Annotated in this window: 15 protein-coding genes; 4 read left to right on the forward strand and 11 right to left on the reverse strand. The window is 68.2% G+C overall.

The window, feature by feature from the left end:
- Positions 1-628 (reverse strand): ADP-dependent NAD(P)H-hydrate dehydratase (locus tag WBL06_RS15055; protein WP_424457422.1); only part of this gene is annotated, 628 nt, incomplete at its 3' end.
- A 22-nt stretch (positions 629-650) separates the two neighbouring features.
- Between WBL06_RS15055 and WBL06_RS15060 the strand changes: the two genes are divergently transcribed.
- Positions 651-1,739, forward strand: a complete 1,089-nt coding sequence (locus tag WBL06_RS15060) for an NADH:flavin oxidoreductase/NADH oxidase (protein WP_424457424.1) — start codon at positions 651-653, stop codon at positions 1,737-1,739.
- A gap of 99 nt (positions 1,740-1,838) precedes the next feature.
- Positions 1,839-2,081 (forward strand): hypothetical protein, encoded by a 243-nt coding sequence (locus WBL06_RS15065; protein WP_424457426.1) that lies wholly within the window; start codon positions 1,839-1,841, stop codon positions 2,079-2,081.
- A gap of 18 nt (positions 2,082-2,099) precedes the next feature.
- Here WBL06_RS15065 and WBL06_RS15070 read toward each other — a convergent pair whose 3' ends face one another.
- The gene (locus WBL06_RS15070) at positions 2,100-2,507 is read right to left on the reverse strand and encodes an aldehyde dehydrogenase (RefSeq protein ID WP_424457428.1); all 408 of its coding nucleotides are present in this window, start codon (positions 2,505-2,507) and stop codon (positions 2,100-2,102) included.
- A gap of 217 nt (positions 2,508-2,724) precedes the next feature.
- Here WBL06_RS15070 and WBL06_RS15075 point away from each other — a divergent pair, with 217 nt between their 5' ends.
- Complete coding sequence (locus tag WBL06_RS15075) at positions 2,725-3,966, forward strand: integrase catalytic domain-containing protein (protein ID WP_424457430.1); 1,242 nt, start codon at positions 2,725-2,727, stop codon at positions 3,964-3,966.
- 39 nt (positions 3,967-4,005) lie between these two features.
- Here the strand turns inward: WBL06_RS15075 and WBL06_RS15080 are convergent, their stop codons facing one another.
- From WBL06_RS15080 to WBL06_RS15095, 4 genes are all read right to left on the reverse strand, one after another.
- Positions 4,006-5,031 carry a hemolysin family protein gene (locus WBL06_RS15080; RefSeq protein ID WP_424457480.1) on the reverse strand — a complete coding sequence of 342 codons (1,026 nt, stop codon included), beginning with the start codon at positions 5,029-5,031 and terminating at the stop codon, positions 4,006-4,008.
- A gap of 38 nt (positions 5,032-5,069) precedes the next feature.
- Complete coding sequence (locus tag WBL06_RS15085; RefSeq protein WP_424457431.1) at positions 5,070-6,428, reverse strand: hemolysin family protein; 1,359 nt, start codon at positions 6,426-6,428, stop codon at positions 5,070-5,072.
- 61 nt (positions 6,429-6,489) lie between these two features.
- Positions 6,490-7,062: an HhH-GPD-type base excision DNA repair protein gene (locus tag WBL06_RS15090; protein WP_424457433.1), complete on the reverse strand. Its 573-nt coding sequence runs from the start codon at positions 7,060-7,062 to the stop codon at positions 6,490-6,492.
- A gap of 100 nt (positions 7,063-7,162) precedes the next feature.
- Entirely contained in the window at positions 7,163-8,428 is a 1,266-nt protein-coding gene (locus WBL06_RS15095) for an IMP dehydrogenase (protein WP_424457435.1), read from the reverse strand.
- A 97-nt stretch (positions 8,429-8,525) separates the two neighbouring features.
- On the opposite strand from WBL06_RS15095, the gene WBL06_RS15100 reads away from it, so the two are divergent.
- Positions 8,526-12,359 carry a multifunctional oxoglutarate decarboxylase/oxoglutarate dehydrogenase thiamine pyrophosphate-binding subunit/dihydrolipoyllysine-residue succinyltransferase subunit gene (locus WBL06_RS15100; RefSeq protein WP_424457437.1) on the forward strand — a complete coding sequence of 1,278 codons (3,834 nt, stop codon included), beginning with the start codon at positions 8,526-8,528 and terminating at the stop codon, positions 12,357-12,359.
- 11 nt (positions 12,360-12,370) lie between these two features.
- Here WBL06_RS15100 and WBL06_RS15105 read toward each other — a convergent pair whose 3' ends face one another.
- From WBL06_RS15105 to WBL06_RS15125, 5 genes are read right to left on the reverse strand one after another with little or no spacing between them, the layout of a single operon-like run.
- Positions 12,371-13,339: a branched-chain amino acid ABC transporter permease gene (locus WBL06_RS15105; RefSeq protein ID WP_424457439.1), complete on the reverse strand. Its 969-nt coding sequence runs from the start codon at positions 13,337-13,339 to the stop codon at positions 12,371-12,373.
- The gene (locus WBL06_RS15110) at positions 13,336-14,190 is read right to left on the reverse strand and encodes a branched-chain amino acid ABC transporter permease (protein WP_424457441.1); all 855 of its coding nucleotides are present in this window, start codon (positions 14,188-14,190) and stop codon (positions 13,336-13,338) included. Before WBL06_RS15110 ends, WBL06_RS15105 begins: the two co-directional genes overlap by 4 nt.
- On the reverse strand, positions 14,187-14,867 hold the full coding sequence (locus WBL06_RS15115) for an ABC transporter ATP-binding protein (RefSeq protein WP_424457443.1): 681 nt from the start codon (positions 14,865-14,867) through the stop codon (positions 14,187-14,189). The genes WBL06_RS15110 and WBL06_RS15115 overlap by 4 nt, the downstream gene beginning before the upstream one ends.
- Positions 14,851-15,651 carry an ABC transporter ATP-binding protein gene (locus WBL06_RS15120; RefSeq protein ID WP_424457445.1) on the reverse strand — a complete coding sequence of 267 codons (801 nt, stop codon included), beginning with the start codon at positions 15,649-15,651 and terminating at the stop codon, positions 14,851-14,853. Before WBL06_RS15120 ends, WBL06_RS15115 begins: the two co-directional genes overlap by 17 nt.
- Positions 15,651-16,868 carry an ABC transporter substrate-binding protein gene (locus WBL06_RS15125; protein ID WP_424457447.1) on the reverse strand — a complete coding sequence of 406 codons (1,218 nt, stop codon included), beginning with the start codon at positions 16,866-16,868 and terminating at the stop codon, positions 15,651-15,653. The genes WBL06_RS15120 and WBL06_RS15125 overlap by 1 nt, the downstream gene beginning before the upstream one ends.
- Positions 16,869-16,944 lie beyond the last annotated feature (76 nt).

A 16,944-nucleotide genomic window follows, 5' to 3' on the forward strand; every position in this document is an offset into this window, starting at 1 on the left:
GGATGCCGGCGAGCGCGTCGCCTGCGCCGGCGGTCGCCAGCCACGGGGTGGCGTTGCGCACCCGCAGCAGCTCGCCGCCGGACGATGCGACGAGGGTCTCCGCTCCCTTGAGCAGCACGATGCCGCCGGTGACCTCTGCTGCCCGCCGGGCGCTCGCCTCCCGCTCGGCCAGCACGTCGCCCCTGTCGACGTCGAGCAACCGCGCGAGTTCGCCGGCGTGCGGGGTGAGCACGCGCGGCCCAGCGACACGCGGCCACAGGTCGAGCGCTCCGGCGTCGAGCACCACGGGAACGCCCTGGCCCAGCGCGGTGTCGATCTGGAGGCGGGTCAGCTCGTCACGCTCCTTGGGGTCCTGACCCGAGCCGAGCACCCACGCCTGCACGCGGCCGTCGGTCGTCACCGCCTCCGGGCGCCGCTGGAGCACGAGGCGCGTCGCGCGCCCCGGACCGAGGTAGCGCACCATCCCGACGCCCGTGCGCAGCGCGGCCTCCACGCCGAGCACCGCCGCCCCGGGATATCGGGCCGACCCGGTGACGAAACCCACCACCCCGCGGGAGTACTTGTCGTCGTCGTCACGCGGTACCGCGATCCAGGTCGCTGCCTCATCTCGACCGAAGGTTTCGCCCATGCCCTCACGATAGGTTGGCGCGGTGTCAGCCGGAACCTCCCTCTTCGACCCGATCGACCTCCGCGGTGTGCGGGCCCGTAATCGCATCTGGGTATCGCCGATGTGCCAGTACACGGTCGAGCAGCGCGACGGCGTGCCGACCGACTGGCACCTCGTACATCTCGGCTCGTTCGCCCGCGGCGGCGCCGGCTTGGTATTCGCCGAGGCGAGCGGCGTGACGCCCGAGGGCCGCATCTCGCCACACGACACCGGCATCTGGAATGACGAGCAGGTCGCCGGGTGGCGCCGCGTCACCGACTTCGTGCACTCCCAGGGCGCCGTCGTCGGACTCCAACTCGCCCACGCCGGCCGCAAGGCCTCGGCGTATCCCGAGTGGGGCGCCGATGGGCACAAGGGCACGCTGCCGGAAGCCGAGGGCGGCTGGCAGACGGTGTCGGCATCCGACCTCGCCTTCGGCGACTACGCGGCACCCCGCGCCCTCACGGTCGACGAGATCCAGGATGTCGTGGGCGCGTTCGTCGGCGCTGCACGCCGGGCGCTGGATGCGGGCTTCGATCTCGTCGAGATCCATGCGGCGCACGGCTACCTCATCCATCAGTTCCTCTCGCCGCTGTCGAACGTGCGCGACGACTCCTACGGGGGTTCGCTCGAGAATCGGGCGCGACTGCTGCTCGAGATCGTGCGGGGCATGCGGGCAGAGGTGGGCGACGACGTGCCGGTGTTCGTGCGCTTCTCGGCGACCGACTATGTCGACGGTGGCTGGGACGAGCACCAGACCGCGACCGTCGCGGGCTGGGCCAGGGATGCCGGTGCTGATCTGTTCGACATCTCCAGCGGCGGACTCGTCACGGGGGTGCACATCCCGTCGGGGCCGGGGTATCAAGTGCCGCTGGCCGAACGCGTCGCGGCGGCAGCTCACGTGCGGGTCTCGACGGTGGGTCGCATCACCGAGCCGCGCCAGGCCGCCGAGATCGTCTCGTCGGGTCAGGCGGATGCGGTGATGCTGGGCCGTGAGATGCTGCGCGACCCGCACTTCGCCCTGCGCGCCGCGACGGAACTCGGCGTCGACCTCGACTACTGGCCGCCGCAGTACCTGCGCGCCCGCCTGTAGGGGTTTCGCTCTGTTACGTGTTCTGTTTCGTTCCGTGACGTCCCGCCTGCGGGCGGCTGGTGGGTGCGCTTAGGCTCGCGGAAACCGAAAGGACCACCCATGAGCGACAACACGACGACCCGGATCCTCGCGATTCAGCGGGTCGTCGCGTGCGCCTCGCCCACGGGTTGGCGTGACGCCTTCGTGGTGTCGGTTGCGGATGGCGTCGTCGAACTGGCGACCTTCGCCGGCGCGATCGAGCGGGTCACCACCGACGCCCCGGTCGCGGTCGGCGAGCCCGTCGCGTATCACCAGGTGGCCGAGGTCATCGCTCTCGGCCAGGAGTGGTACCCGGCCCGATAGAGCCGGTCGGTCGGCCGCTCAGGCCATCGACATCGACGACATGGCCTTCTCGCAGGCCATGACCATCGCGTCGCACGCCTTCGCGCACATGCGGCAGTGCTCATCCATGTCGGCGTGCATCATGCACTCAGCCGAGCACGACTTGCCCATCTCGACGCAGGCCATCATCATCGCGCGCATGCTCGCCATGTCGTAGCCGGCCGGGCGCATCATCATGCGCATCATGGCGGTGGCGACATCGGCCATGTTCGAGCACATCGACGAGCACTTCGCCATGTCGGCACCGGTGTCGGAGTCCGCGCACATCGTCGCGGCCATCGCTGCCGCCGAACACGTCTCGATGCACTCCTGCATCATCGACATCTCCATGCCCATCATCTTGTCGGCGGGCATGGACTTCATCATGTCCATCATCATGCTGTCCATCGGAGGGTCCTCTCGAAACTTGGCGACCGCGCTCCCGAACCGCGCGCGGTCAGGCTTCCTCCGAATGTTACGCAGTGTTACGCCCCGGGGATAGCCCGCGACGAGACTCACCTAAAGTGCTCGCGAAATGGGGTGCGTGCCTCATTTGGGATCTGCTCGCGAAACGCTGGCCACGCGTCGGGCGCTGGGGTGTGCTGGTGGGATGGGTTCGTTGTCGATGTCGGCCAAGCGTGAGATTACGAAGAAGTACGCCCGCGAGTACGCGGCCGGGTCGAAGCGGGCGCGGGGGCGGATGCTGGACGAGCTGGTCGCGACCACGGGCTGGTCGCGGGCGAACGCGCGCCGGCAGGTGACTGCTGCGGGCAAGCGCCGCGGCCCGCAGCGGGCGGTGAAGCGGGTGCCGCGACCGCGCACCTACGGGTATGACACGCTCAGGCTGCTGATCGTGGTGTGGATGCTTGCGGGGCAGCCGTCGGGGAAGTACCTGGCCGCGACGATGGGGATCTGGCTGCCCAAGCTCATCGAGCACGGCGAGTTCGGAGACGACACGCACCGGCTCAGCGAGCACACCCGGGCGCAGCTGCTGACCGTGTCGGGGGCGACGATCGACCGGCTCCTGAAGCCCACCAGGGACGGGATGAGACTGACCGGGATCTCGGGCACCAAGCCCGGGCCGTTGCTGCGAACCTCGATCACGGTCCGCAAGGCCGGTGACGAGCACGAGCAGACTCCCGGGTTCTGCGAGATCGATCTGGTGCTGCACTGCGGGCCGACGTTGAAAGGCGAGTTCTGCCGCACCCTGACCGTCACCGACGTGCACACCGGGTGGACCGAGAACATCGGCCTCAGAAACGGGGCGCACCGGTGGGTGCTCGAGGCGATGCCGGTGATCGAGGCGCGGCTGCCGTTCCGGCTGACCGGCATTGACAGCGACAACGGCGGCGAGTTCATCAACGAGGCACTCATCGGCTGGGCGGCCGAGCGGGACCTGTTCTTCACCCGGGCGCGGCCCTACCACTCCAACGACAACGCCCACGTCGAACAGAAGAACGGCGACGTGGTGCGTCGGCACGCGTTCCACTACCGCTACGACACCCCCACCGAGCTGCGGCTGCTGAACGACCTCTACGCCCTCGTCAGAGTCAGGCTGAACCTCTTCACCGCGACGGCCAAAGCGATCGGCTACCGCACCAACCGCAACGGCCACAGCGTCCGCGTCTACGACGCCCCACGCACCCCGCACCAGCGACTCGTCGACTCCGGCGCCCTCACAGCCCAGAAGACAGCCGAGCTGGCTGCGCTGTTCACGAGCACGAACCCCGCCGAGCTGACGAGGCAGATCACCGCGATCCAAACCCGCCTGATCCACCTCGCCGCCGCCAAAACCACCGCCCTCACCGCGGGCGTTTCGCGAGCAAAACCAGGTGAGGCACGCACCCCGCTTTCGCGAGCATCTTGACATGAGGCACTACGGCCCGATCCACGGAATTCCCAGGTGTCAGCGACGCCGGGTGGCGTCCTGCACCTCGCCGACGAGGGTCTCGATGATGTCTTCGAGGAAGAGCACGCCCTTCGTCGCCCCGTGCTCGTCGAACACCCGCGCCACGTGCGCGCCGGTACGGCGCATCATGGCGAGAGCGTCCTCGAGTTCGGAGTCCCGGAACACCGACACCAGTTGCCGGATGCGCTTCGGCGGCACCGGGTCGTCGAACTCGTCGGCGCGCAGGTCGATGACGTCCTTCAGATGCACGTAGCCGCTCGGCTCGCCGGCATCGTTCACCAGGATGTAGCGACTGAAGCCGTGCTGCGACACCGCGCGTTCCACGTCGGCCGGCGTCGCGTCTTCGGGCAAGGTGACGAGTTGCTCGCTGCCGAGGGCGACATCCCGCACCCTCTTCTCGGTGAACTCGAACGCGTTGCTGAGCGTGCCGGTCGGGTCGGTCAGCACCCCTTCGCGCGTCGAGGTGGCGATGATCGTCTGCACCTCGTCGGCGGTGAACGCACTCGTCGCCTCATTTTTCGGCTCGACCCGGAACAGGCGCAACACCCCGTTCGCGATCGCATTGAGCGACCAGATCACCGGCGTGAGCACGGTGGCGACCGCGACCAACGGGGTGGCGAGAATCAGCACCGACCGGTCGGGAACCGAGAACGAGATGTTCTTCGGCACCATCTCGCCGAGCACGACGTGCAGGAACGAGACGATGACGAGCGCGATGACGAACGCGAGCCCGGCGATCACGTCTTCGGACCAGCCGGTGAGTGCGAGCGGGATCTCGAGCAGACGGTGAATGGCCGGTTCGGAGACGTTGAGGATCAGGAGTGAGGACACCGTGATGCCGAGCTGGCTCGTCGCCAGCATGAGCGTCGCATGCTCCATGGCCCACAGCGCAGTCTTGGCCGCTCGGGATCCGGCTTCCGCGCGCGGCTCGATCTGGGAGCGGCGGGCAGAGATGACGGCGAACTCGGCAGCGACGAAGAACGCGTTGACGAGCAACAGGAGGCCCAGCCAGCCGATGCCCATCCAGTCGACACCGCCCGACGCGTCGGCAGCGAGCGGAATCACTTCTCCCCCTCGCTGTTCCGCGCGGACGCGTCCTTCTGCACGGCGATCTCGCCGGTCACCGGGGGCGTCGGCGTGAATCGGATCCGGTCGATGCGCCGCCCGTCCATCCGCTCGACCCGGAATACTCCGGCATCCACCTCGACGGTGTCGCCGACCTCGGCGAGGCGGCCGAGTTCGGCCATGACCCACCCCGCGACGGTCTCGTAGGGGCCGTCTTCGGGCACGACGACAGCCGCGCGGTCGGCGAGTTCGTCGGGGCGAAGCGCCCCGGGGAATGTCAGCCAGTCGCGGCTGCGCACGACATCAGCCCGGGAGCGGTCGTGTTCGTCCGACACCTCGCCGACCAGTTCTTCGACGAGATCTTCGAGCGTCGCGACTCCCGCGGTGCCCCCGTACTCATCCACGACGACGGCCATCTGGTAGCTGCGGCCGCGCAGCTCGGCGAGCAGGGTGTCGAGTTTCATCGTCTCGGGCACCCGCAGCGCTTCGGACTGCAACGCCGACACCGGCACCTCGGCGCGGCGGTCACGCGGCACGGCGACCGCCTGCTTGAGGTGCACGAGTCCGACGATGTCGTCGATGTCCTCGTCGACGACCGGAAACCGCGAATACCCGGTTGCGCGGGCGAGGTCGATGACGGCGGAGGCGGCAGCCGACTTGTTGACACTCGAGATGCGTGGGCGCGGGGTCATGACGTCGGATGCGGTGTGGCTGGAGAAGACGAGCGTGCGGGCAAGCAGGGTCGCGGTGTCCTGGTCGAGTGACCCCTCCTTCGCGGAACGCCGCACCAGGCTGCGGAGTTCATCGGCCGTACGCGCGGCCGAGATCTCCTCCCGCGGTTCGATGCCGATGGCGCGCAGGATGGCGTTGGCGGTTCCGTTGAGCAGCGAGATCGCCGGGCGGAACACGGTGGTGAACAGCGTCTGGAACGGGATGACGATCTTCGCCGTCTGGCGTGGCAGCGCGAGCGCGAAGTTCTTCGGCACCAGCTCGCCGATGATCATCGACAGCAGGGTGGCGACCGCGACCGCGACGATCGTCGCGACAACCGGTACCGCGCCGTCGGGCAGGCCGATCGCGGTGAGCGGGGGGTGCAGGAAGGAGCTGAAGGCCGGCTCGAGGGTGTACCCGGTGAGCAGCGTGGTGAGGGTGATGCCCAGTTGCGCGCTCGAGAGGTGCGTCGAGGTGATCTTCAGCGCCCGGATGGTCGGGCCGAGGCGCTTCTCGCCCCGCGCCTGACGGGCTTCGAGTTCGGGGCGGTCGAGGTTGACGAGCGCGAACTCGCTCGCCACGAACAGGCCGGTGCCGACGGTCAGCAGCAGACCGACGATGAGCAGGATGATCTCGGAGCTCATCGGGTCTCGCCGAACGTCGGCGACTGTCTATGGGCAGACGGAGGGTCGTCCATCGAGGGTGCTACTTCTCCTTCGCGGCCGCTTTCACCGCTTTCTTGAACTCCCGCACCTTCGTGAGGGAGGAAGCATCAACGATATCGGCAACCGACCGGTAGCTGCCCGTCTCCCCGTAGGAACCGGCGGCCGACTCCCAGCCGGGGGCGGTCAAGCCGTACTGCTTGCCGAGCAGTGCCAGGAAGATCTTCGCCTTCTGCTCCCCGAACCCGGGCAGCGCCTTCAGCCGCGCGAGCACGGTCGCGCCGTCGGGGTCACCGTCGGTCCAGATGCGGGCGGCATCCCCACCCCAGTCGGCGACCAGTGCCGCGCACAGGGCCTGCGTGCGCTCCGCCATCGACCCCGGGAACCGGTGCACGGCGGGCGTCTGCTTGAACACCTCGACCAACTTCTCCGGGTCGGCCCCGGCAATCGTGGCGGCGTCGAACGCCCCGAGTCGCTGCTTGATCTTCGTCGGGCCGGCGAACGCGGTCTCCATGGGCACCTGCTGATCGAGCAACATCCCCACCAGCAGCGCCAACGGCTCCTCGCTCAACAGCCGATCCGCGTCGGCATCCCCCGTGATGTGCAGCTCAGGCATGTCAGCAGCCTAGGCACCCGCCCGCGGGTTGAGTAGCGCCCGGCGAAGCCGGTCGCGTATCGATACACCGCCTTCGGCGGCACTCAACCCGTTGAGACCGCTACCAACTCACCGGCAGGGCCTTGCCCTCCTCGTAGCCGGCAGCCGACTGGATGCCGACGACGGCGCGGTCGTGGAACGAACGTAGGTTGGGGGCGCCGGCGTAGCTGAAGGACGAGCGCAGACCCGCGGTGATCATGTCGAGCAGGTCTTCGACGCTCGGACGCAGGGGGTCGAGGTAGATCTTCGACGACGAGATGCCTTCCGCGAACAGTTCCTTGCGGGCGAGCTCGTAGGGGTCGATACCGTCGAAGCGTTCGTGGACAGCCTTGGTCGACGCCATCCCCCAACTCGCCTTGTACTGTCGGCCGTCGGCATCCGTCTCGACCTCCCCCGGAGACTCCAGGGTGCCGGCGAACCAGGAGCCGATCATGACGCTCGAGGCGCCGGCCGCGAGGGCGAGAGCGACATCGCGCGGGTACCGCACGCCGCCGTCGGCCCAGACGTGCGCGCCGAGTTCGCGCGCGGCTTCGGTGGTCTCGAGCACGGCAGAGAATTGTGGCCGCCCGACGGCCGTCATCATGCGCGTCGTGCACATCGCGCCGGGGCCGACGCCGACCTTGAGGATGTGCGCGCCCGCCGAGACGAGGTCGCGCACCCCCTCGGCGGTGACGATGTTGCCCGCGACGACGGGGAGGCCGAGGTCGAGTGTGCGCACCGCTTCGAGAGCGCTCAGCATCCCCTCCTGGTGGCCGTGGGCGGTGTCGATGACGAGCACGTCGACTCCGGCATCCGCGAGCGCTTTCGCTTTGCCGGCGATGTCGCGGCTGATGCCCAGCGCCGCGGCGACCCGGAGACGACCGCTCGCGTCGACGGCGGGGCGGTAGATCGTGCCGCGCAGCGCGCCGGTGCGGGTGATCGACCCGAGGATCGACGACCCGTCGGAGACGGCCGCGCGATCGTGCCCACCCGCCGCGAGCGCATCGAAGGCGGCCCGGGGTTCGGTGGCTTCGACGACCGGCAGTCCGTCGTCGGCGGCGTCCCACACGGGTGACTGCTCTTTCACCCAGGCGGCCGCCGCCACGGCCTCGCCCACTCCGAGGTCTTGCGGTAGCACGCCGAGCCCGCCGCGACGGGCGAGGGCCGCCGCCAACCGGGGCCCGGTGACCGAGTTCATGTTGGCGGCCACGATCGGGATGGTCGCCCCCGAGCCGTCGTCGGGAGCGAGGTCGACATCGAGGCGGCTGGCGACCCCCGATCGGCTCGGAATCAAGAAAACATCCGAATAGGTCAAATCGTGTGCCGGGAGAGTGCTGGAGAACCGCATGCGGCCAAACTTATCCGGGCGAGCGCCTAAGCTGGAGCGGCTTCAAAACGCCACCACACACAACAGACCTCAACGCAATGAGAGTGGGCGGTTCACCGTGTCGAGCCCCGTAACCGGGATCACATCAGAAGACGAGTTCGGCGCCAACGAGTGGCTCGTCGACGAGATGTACGAAAGGTACCTCGTCGACAAGAACTCCGTCGATCAGAGCTGGTGGCCCGTGCTCGAGCAGCGTCGCAGCGGTGCTCCCGCGGAATCCGCACCGGCGGCTGAGGCGCCATCCACTCCTGAGGCAGCGACTCCTGAGGCAGCGACTCCTGAGGCAGCGCCCGCTGACCCGGCCCCGGCAGCCGAGACCGAGCCCGACCCGCAGAACCAGGTCGACGGCGAAGCGCAGATCCCCGCCGTGATCACCGAGAGCGCTCCGGCCCCCGCCGCGCCCGCATCGACGACCGCCAGCACGCCTGTCGCACGTACCACCAACGCCCCCGCGAAGCCGCAGCCGATCCCGGCCGACGCTCCGCAGGCCGCCCCGGCCCCCGACTCCGTCGAGGAAGACGTCGTCACCCAGCTCAAGGGCATGCAGAAGACCCTCGCGGTCAACATGGATGCCAGCCTCACCGTTCCGACTGCGACCAGCGTGCGCACCATCCCGGCGAAGCTCATGATCGACAACCGGATCGTGATCAACAACCACCTGAAGCGCGCCCGCGGCGGCAAGGTGTCGTTCACGCACCTCATCGCCTGGGCGATGGTGCAGGTGCTGAAAGAGTTTCCCAGCCAGAACGTCTTCTACGACGAGCCCGACGGCAAGCCGAGCGTCGTCGCCCCGGCGCACGTGAACCTCGGCATCGCGATCGACCTGCCCAAGCCCGACGGCACGCGCTCGCTCATGGTTCCGGGCATCAAGCGTGCCGACACCATGTCGTTCGGCGACTTCCTCGCCGCCTACGAAGACGTCGTCGCCCGCGCCCGGGCGAACAAGCTGACGGCGGATGACTTCAAGGGCATCACGATCTCGCTCACCAACCCCGGGGGCATCGGCACCGAGCACTCCGTGCCGCGGCTCATGAAGGGCCAGGGCTGCATCATCGGCGCCGGAGCCCTCGAGTACCCGGCGGCGTTCCAGGGGTCGAGCGCGAAGACGCTCGCCGAACTGGGCATCGGCAAGACGATCACACTGACGTCGACCTACGACCACCGCGTCATCCAGGGCGCCGGGTCGGGGGAATTCCTCAAGAAGGTGCACGAGCTGCTCATCGGCGAGCGCGACTTCTACGAGAACATCTTCGCGTCGCTGCGCATCCCGTACGACCCGATCCACTGGGCCGAAGACATCAACGTCGACCTCTCCGAGCGGGTGTCGAAGACGGCGCGCGTGCAGGAGCTGATCAACCACTACCGGGTGCGCGGCCACCTGATGGCCGACATCGACCCGCTCGAGTACGTGCAGCGGTCGCACCCCGACCTCGACCTCTCGAGCCACGGCCTCACCTTCTGGGACCTCGACCGCGAATACGTCGTCGGCGGCTTCGCCGGCAAGCGCAGCGCCCTGCTGCGCGAGGTGCTCGGCGTGCTGCGCGACTCGTACTGCCGCACCGTCGGCATCGAGTACATGCACATCCAGAATCCCGAGGAGCGCGCCTGGTTCCAGGAACGCCTCGAGCGGCCGTACCAGAAGCCGACGAAGGAAGAGCAGCTGCGCATCCTGTCGAAGCTCAACGAGGCCGAGGCATTCGAGACGTTCCTGCAGACGAAGTACGTCGGGCAGAAGCGCTTCAGCCTCGAAGGCGGCGAGTCGACGATCGCGCTGCTCGACGAGATCCTGCAGGGCGCCGCCGAGGCGGGTCTTGAGGAAGTCGCCATCGCCATGGCCCACCGCGGCCGGCTCAACGTGCTCACCAACATCGCCGGCAAGACCTACGGTCAGATCTTCCGGGAGTTCGAGGGCACGCAGGACCCCAAGACCGTGCAGGGCTCGGGAGACGTGAAGTATCACCTCGGCACCGAGGGAACCTTCACGTCGATGACCGGCAAAGAGGTCGCGGTGTACCTCGCCGCGAACCCGTCGCACCTGGAAGCCGTCGACGGAGTGCTCGAAGGCATCGTGCGCGCCAAGCAAGACCGCAGCGCTCCGGGCACGTTCAGCGTGCTGCCGCTGCTGGTTCACGGCGACGCCTCGATGGCGGGTCAGGGCATCGTGATGGAGCAGCTGCAGATGTCGCAGCTGCGCGCGTACCGCACCGGCGGCACCATCCACGTCGTCATCAACAACCAGGTCGGCTTCACCACGCCGCCGTCGGAGGCCCGCAGCTCGATCTACGCCTCGGATGTCGCCAAGACCATCCAGGCGCCGATCTTCCACGTGAACGGCGACGACCCTGAGGCCGTCGTGCGCGTCGCGGAGCACGCCTTCGCCTACCGGCAGAAGTTCAAGAAGGATGTCGTCGTCGACCTCATCTGCTACCGCCGTCGCGGGCACAACGAGGGCGACGACCCGTCGATGACGCAGCCGCTGATGACGACGCTCATCGAAGCCAAGCGCAGCGTTCGCAACCTCTATACGGAGGCGCTCGTCGGCCGTGGTGACATCACCCAGGAGGAGTTCGAGGCCGCCCACAAGGACTTCCAGGAGCGCCTCGAGCGCGCGTTCGCCGAAACCCACGCCGCGCAGACGGGCACGATCCCGGTGGTCAGTACCGACAGCCAGCCGGTGGCCGACCTGGAGCGTCCCGACGCGCAACAGGACGACACCGCCGGCGAACCCGAGACCACCGGCATCTCGCAGGCGCTCGTCGAGCAGATCGGCGACGCGCACGGCAACCTGCCGGAGGGCTTCACGGTTCACCCGAAGCTGCGGCAGCTGCTCAACAAGCGCACCGAGATGAGCCGCAGCGGCCTCATCGACTGGGGCTTCGGCGAACTCCTCGCGCTCGGGTCGCTGCTGACGGAGGGCACCCCGGTGCGCCTCGTCGGCCAGGATGCCCGTCGCGGCACCTTCGTCTCGCGCCATGCGGTGTTCCACGACCGCGAGAACGGCCAGGAGTGGCTGCCGCTCGCGAACCTGACCGAGAACCAGGCGAAGTTCTGGATCTACGACTCACTGCTGTCGGAGTACGCCGCGCTCGGGTTCGAGTACGGCTACTCGGTCGAACGCCCCGACGCGCTCGTGCTCTGGGAGGCCCAGTTCGGCGACTTCGTCGACGGCGCGCAGACCATCATCGACACCTTCATCTCGAGCGCCGAACAGAAGTGGGGCCAGCGCTCCTCCGTCGTACTGCTCTTGCCGCATGGGTACGAGGGCCAGGGGCCCGACCACTCGTCGGCGCGCATCGAGCGCTTCCTGCAGCTCGCGGCCGAAGACAACATGACGATCGCCCGTCCGTCGACCCCGGCGTCGTACTTCCATCTGCTGCGGCGTCAGGCCTACGCCCGGCCGCGCCGCCCGCTGATCGTCTTCACGCCGAAGTCGATGCTGCGTCTGCGCGGCGCGACGAGCGAGGTCGCCGACTTCACGAGCGGCAGGTTCGAGCCGATCATCGACGACGCGAGGATCACCGACACGGCCGCCGTGCAGCGCGTTCTGTTGCACTCCGGCAAGTTGCATTACGACCTTCTCGCCGAGCTCGAGAAGCACGAGCACGCCGAGAAGTTCGCCCTGGTTCGCTTCGAGCAGTACTACCCGCTCGCACAAGCCGCGATCACCGACGTGGTCACCCGCTACCCGCACGCCGAGATCGTCTGGGTGCAGGAGGAACCGGAGAACCAGGGCGCGTGGCCGTTCATGCTGATGGAGCTCGCCCCACGCCTGCCGCTGGGTCGCACGATCCGCGTCGTGTCGCGTGCGGCATCCGCCGCCACCGCGACCGGCTCGTCAAAGCGTTCCGCGGCGGAGCAGACCGACCTCATCACGCGGGCCTTCACGCTCTAAGGCCCGCGCGGTCAGGCCGCGATGGGCGTGAGGCGTGCGTTGCGGCGGCGCCACCACTTCTGGATGCTCGGCACGATGCCATCCGGAAGGAACAGCAGCACGACGACGAGCACGATGGCGTATCCGGCGAACTGAAGCGTCGTGCCGGCGGTTGCAGGCAGGCCCGGCATCGTGCTGAGCACGTTGAGCACCTGTAGCAGGACGGCGATCACGAGCACGCCGACGATGCCGCCCCAGAGCGAGCCGATCCCGCCGACGACGGCCATGATCACGTACTCGAAGGATTTCGAGGCGGGGAACGAGTCCTGGCTCACGAACGGGATGAAGAACGCCGAGAGCGCCCCCGCAAAGCCCGCGAAGACGGCCGATAGCGCGAACACGTTGATCTTGCTGCGGAGCACAGGCACGCCCGACGACGCAGCGGCCGTCTCGCTCCCGCGAAGCGCCCGCATGCCGCGACCGAAGCGACTGTCGACGAGATGCTGGGAAACGACGAGCGCACCGACCAGGATCCCGATCGCGAGATAGACGTAGCCCAACTGCCCGCCGGGAAGGAGCGGCGGAATCCCCATGATCCCGACCCCGCCACCGAACAGCGGCACAGTGCTCATCACGAGGTGCACGAGCAACAGCACGGCGAGCGTGCCGAACGCAAGGTAGTGGCCGCGCAACCTCAACAGGGGCGCTCCGATCACGATCGCGAAGACGCCCGCGACCACCGGGGCGGCGATCAGGCCGACGGCCGGCGGCAAGCCGAACTGGCGGCAGAGAACGCCGACAGTGAGGGCCCCGACCGCCACGAACGCCGCCTGACCGAGAGAGGCCTGGCCGGCGTAGCCCATGAAGAGCGTGAGCCCCACGACGACGATCATCGATAGCAGCGTCTGCATCACGAAGGTGAGGTCGCGCATGAACAGCGGCACGATGAGGGCCGCGACCGCGAAGGCGGCGATCGGGATGTACGGGACGAGACGTCTCATTTCGCTTCCTCCGTGGTGAGCGAGCGGTGCCGCGCGATCATGACGACGAGCATCATGACGAGGGCGAGTTGGGTCTGGAACGAACCGTTCAAGTACCCGGCGACCATTTGGCCCGACACTCCGAGCACCATGGCGCCGATGAGCGTGCGAAGGGGGCTGCTCAGCCCGCCGAAGACCGCGGCAGCGAAGCCGCTCAGTGCGAGCGGGAGGTCGGAGTAGACCGAGAGCGGCAGGGTCGGGGCGATCAGCACGCCCGCAAGGCCGCCGAGCGCCCCCGCGATCGCGAAGGCGGCGAACCCCATCCGCCGGATCTCGATACCGACGAGTCGAGCGGCTCGAGGGTTCGACGCGGCAGCCGACATCCCACGACCGAGGTCGGTGCGTTCGAAGAACAGCCACATCGCGGCGAACACCACGAGCGTCACAATGACGATGAGAACGCGTTGCGACTCGATCCCGACGCCGGCGATCTCGACCGAGCCCTCGAGCCCCGGCGGCGAGATCGGATTCTGGCCCCAGAACAGGATGATGATCGCCGTTCCGAAGAACGCCAGACCGAGCGTGACGAGGAGGGCGACGAAGGGCGGCGTTCCGGGTCGCGACAGGGTGATCAGGCCGACAACGAGTCCCGCCGCGGCAGCGATGAGCACCGCGCCGATCTCGCCCAGCCCGTGCGGAATCCCCATGCCGAGCAGTGAGTACGCGACCAGACCGCCGAGAACCGTCAGCGTGCCCTGGGTGAAGTTCACGACGTTGGTGACGCGGTGCACCACGACGAAGCCGCTGCCGATGAGGGCGAACGTCGCCCCGACGGCCAGTCCGGACACGAGGAAGGTGAGGAAGGTGCTCATGATTTCTCGCTTCGCGTCATGGCGGTGCCCAGGTAGATGGCGGCGAGCTGCGGGTCGGCCCGCAGCTCTTCGGTCGCTCCCTGGGCGACGACGCGACCGGCTTCGAGCACATAGGCCCGCGAGCACAGGTCGAACGCGAGGTCGACCTCCTGCTCGACGAGAAGGATCGTGGTGCCCTCGTCGCGGTTGACCTCGCGGAGGTGCTCGATCAGGCGCGCCGCGATGAGCGGAGCCAGTCCGAGAGAGAGCTCGTCGATGAGCAGCACATCGGGTCGGGCCATGAGCGCACGGCCGATCGCGACCATCTGTTGCTGACCACCGGAGAGCAGGCCAGCGCGCTGGCGCCGGAGCGGCACCAGGTCGGGGATCACGTCGTAGATGCGGTCGGTGTTGCGGTCGCGCCGCGGCATCCGCCACGCTCCCAGGCGCAGGTTGTCGTCGACGGAGAGATCGGCGAACATCTGTCGCCCTTCGGGCACTTGCGCGCTGCGTCCGTCGATCTCGATCGTTCCCGATGCCGTCGGAACCACACCGCTGATGGCGTTCAGAGTCGTCGTCTTGCCGGCTCCATTCGGCCCGACGAGGGCGACCATCTCGCCCGCTTCGACGTCGAGGCTGACGCCGTCCAGAGCCGTGGCAGCGCCGTACGTGACCACGAGATCACGAATGTGCAGCATGGTGGTCTCCCGTTCCCAGGTAGGCCTCGATGACGTGAGGGTCGGTGCGGATCACGTCGGGCGTGCCGTCGGCGATCACGCGGCCGAGGTCGAGCACCGTGATCTGATCGGCGAGCCGCATCACGAGGCCCACATCGTGTTCGATGAGCAGCACCGTGACGCCGTCACCGTGCAGCTCGCGAACGAGGTCTTCGAAGGCACCACGCTCGTTCGATCGCAGACCCGAGGCGGGCTCGTCGAGCAGGAGCAGACGGGGGCGTGCGACGAGAGCGCGTGCCAGTTGCACCCGTCGTTGTTGTCCGAGGGGAAGGCCACCGGCCTCCTTGTTGACCCATTCACGCAGGCCGACCCGGGTCAGGGCTTCGCGCGCATCCTCGAAGATCTCCTGCTCCTCGCGGCGATGCCGGCTCGTGCGGAGGATCGCCGAGGCGATCCCGGCGCTCGTGCGGGCATGTGCTCCGACGGCGACATTCTCGAGGACCGAGAGCCCCGGAAAGAGCCGTGAGCCTTGGAACACGATCGCGACACCGAGCTCGGCGCGACGATGAGGGGGAAGGCGGTCGATCCGCGTGCCGCCGAGACTGATCGTCCCGGCGCTCGGTGTCAGATGTCCGCTCACGAGATTGAACAGCGTCGACTTGCCGGCCCCGTTGGGTCCGATCACGCCGCGCAGTTCGCCGTCGGCAACCGTCATGTGCACGTCGTCGGTCGCCCGCACACCCCCGAAGGAGCGTGAGACGCCGTCGATCTCGAGCAGCGGACGACCGCCTTCCCCGGTGTTCATCAGTCGGTCAGGTCCGCAAAGCGCTCGAGCGTGTAGTCGATCGCGATGAAGTCCCCGCCTTGGATCTGCACGATCGCCAGGTCGGCGGTCGTCGATCCGACGTGGTCGGTCGGCGAGAACGCCTTCCGGCCGACGACGGTCAGCACGTCGAGGTTCTCGAGTGCGTCACGCACGGCGGCGTGGTCGGTCGTGCCGGCCGCTTCGATCGCGGCCTTGACGAGCTGCAGCGCGGCAGCACCCTCGAACGCGAACTGCGGCGGGTACGGGTAGTCGGCTGCCGCATCCGACGCCGCCCACAGCGCGGCGAACTCGTCGATCTGCGTCTTCAGGCTGCCCTCGGGAAGGGCGGCACCGGCGACCGCGAGGTTGCTGGAGAGCACGATGCCCTCAGCGGCCTCGCCGACCGGGATGCTGTAGAGCGTGCTCGCCTGCGCGCCGGTCATGTAGAGCTCCATGCCGCTGCCGGCGCCCATTCCGGCGAACTGACCGGTGATGATGGCCGGCGCAGGACCCGCGCCCCAGACGAGGAACGCGTCGGCACCCGAGTCGAGTGCCTTCGTGATGAGCGGCGTGAAGTCGGTCGCTGCCTGGTCGAACGGCTCGTTGAGCACGATCTCAAGGCCCGCCTCCTCGGCATACTTCAGCGTCGCCTCGCTGCCGCCGGTTCCGAACAGGTCGCCGCCGGTGTAGCCGACGGCGATCTTCTCGACGCCGATCGCGGTGAAGTACTCGACCATGGCCTCGCCGTAGATTTCAGCGGTCGCCGGAACGACATAGATCCACTCGTTGCTGCCGTCGCCGTAGGCGCTCACCGGGCCGAGCGACAGCGTCGGGATCTGAGCCGAGATGGCGCTCTCCGAGATGGCTGCCGAGGCACTCACGAAGGTCGAGGAGATGAGCACGTCATACTCGCCGGAGGCGGCGAGCTGGTTGTACTCGGTGACCGACTGGGTGACGTCGGTCGTGTCGTCCTTGAACGTGAGTTCGAGCTGACGGCCATCGATCCCGCCGTCGGCGTTGATCTGTTCGGCCATCAGTTCCATCGCCGCCGAACCCGGTCCGCCGAGGATGGCGTACGGGCCGGTCATCGGCAGAACCACGCCGACCTTGATGGGGCCTTCTTCTGTCCCGCCGTCGGCGGCTGTCGCGGTGCATCCCGCGAGCGCAGTGATCGCGAGCGCGGCACCGGCCGCGGTCGCCCAGGTCTTCCTCTTCATCGAGGACACTCCATTCTTCGTTGAAAGGTGCTTGCTGAAGGTGTGGTTTTCAGTATTCCTGATAGTCAGGTTTACT

This window comes from Pseudolysinimonas sp. (assembly GCF_049651805.1).
In the GTDB taxonomy this organism is placed as follows: Bacteria; Actinomycetota; Actinomycetes; order Actinomycetales; family Microbacteriaceae; genus Pseudolysinimonas_A.

Bases quoted from the DNA above. Each gene is read 5' to 3' on its own strand.
- WBL06_RS15090 (WP_424457433.1), bottom strand. From the start codon at position 7,062: ATGCCTGAGCTGCACATCACGGGGGATGCCGACGCGGATCGGCTGTTG.
- WBL06_RS15095 (WP_424457435.1), bottom strand. From the start codon at position 8,428: ATGCGGTTCTCCAGCACTCTCCCGGCACACGATTTGACCTATTCGGAT.
- WBL06_RS15080 (WP_424457480.1), bottom strand. From the start codon at position 5,031: ATGGGCATCGGCTGGCTGGGCCTCCTGTTGCTCGTCAACGCGTTCTTC.
- WBL06_RS15110 (WP_424457441.1), bottom strand. From the start codon at position 14,190: ATGAGCACCTTCCTCACCTTCCTCGTGTCCGGACTGGCCGTCGGGGCG.
- WBL06_RS15075 (WP_424457430.1), top strand. From the start codon at position 2,725: ATGTCGGCCAAGCGTGAGATTACGAAGAAGTACGCCCGCGAGTACGCG.
- WBL06_RS15065 (WP_424457426.1), top strand. From the start codon at position 1,839: ATGAGCGACAACACGACGACCCGGATCCTCGCGATTCAGCGGGTCGTC.
- WBL06_RS15125 (WP_424457447.1), bottom strand. From the start codon at position 16,868: ATGAAGAGGAAGACCTGGGCGACCGCGGCCGGTGCCGCGCTCGCGATC.
- WBL06_RS15085 (WP_424457431.1), bottom strand. From the start codon at position 6,428: ATGAGCTCCGAGATCATCCTGCTCATCGTCGGTCTGCTGCTGACCGTC.
- WBL06_RS15105 (WP_424457439.1), bottom strand. From the start codon at position 13,339: ATGAGACGTCTCGTCCCGTACATCCCGATCGCCGCCTTCGCGGTCGCG.
- WBL06_RS15115 (WP_424457443.1), bottom strand. From the start codon at position 14,867: ATGCTGCACATTCGTGATCTCGTGGTCACGTACGGCGCTGCCACGGCT.
- WBL06_RS15070 (WP_424457428.1), bottom strand. From the start codon at position 2,507: ATGGACAGCATGATGATGGACATGATGAAGTCCATGCCCGCCGACAAG.
- WBL06_RS15120 (WP_424457445.1), bottom strand. From the start codon at position 15,651: ATGAACACCGGGGAAGGCGGTCGTCCGCTGCTCGAGATCGACGGCGTC.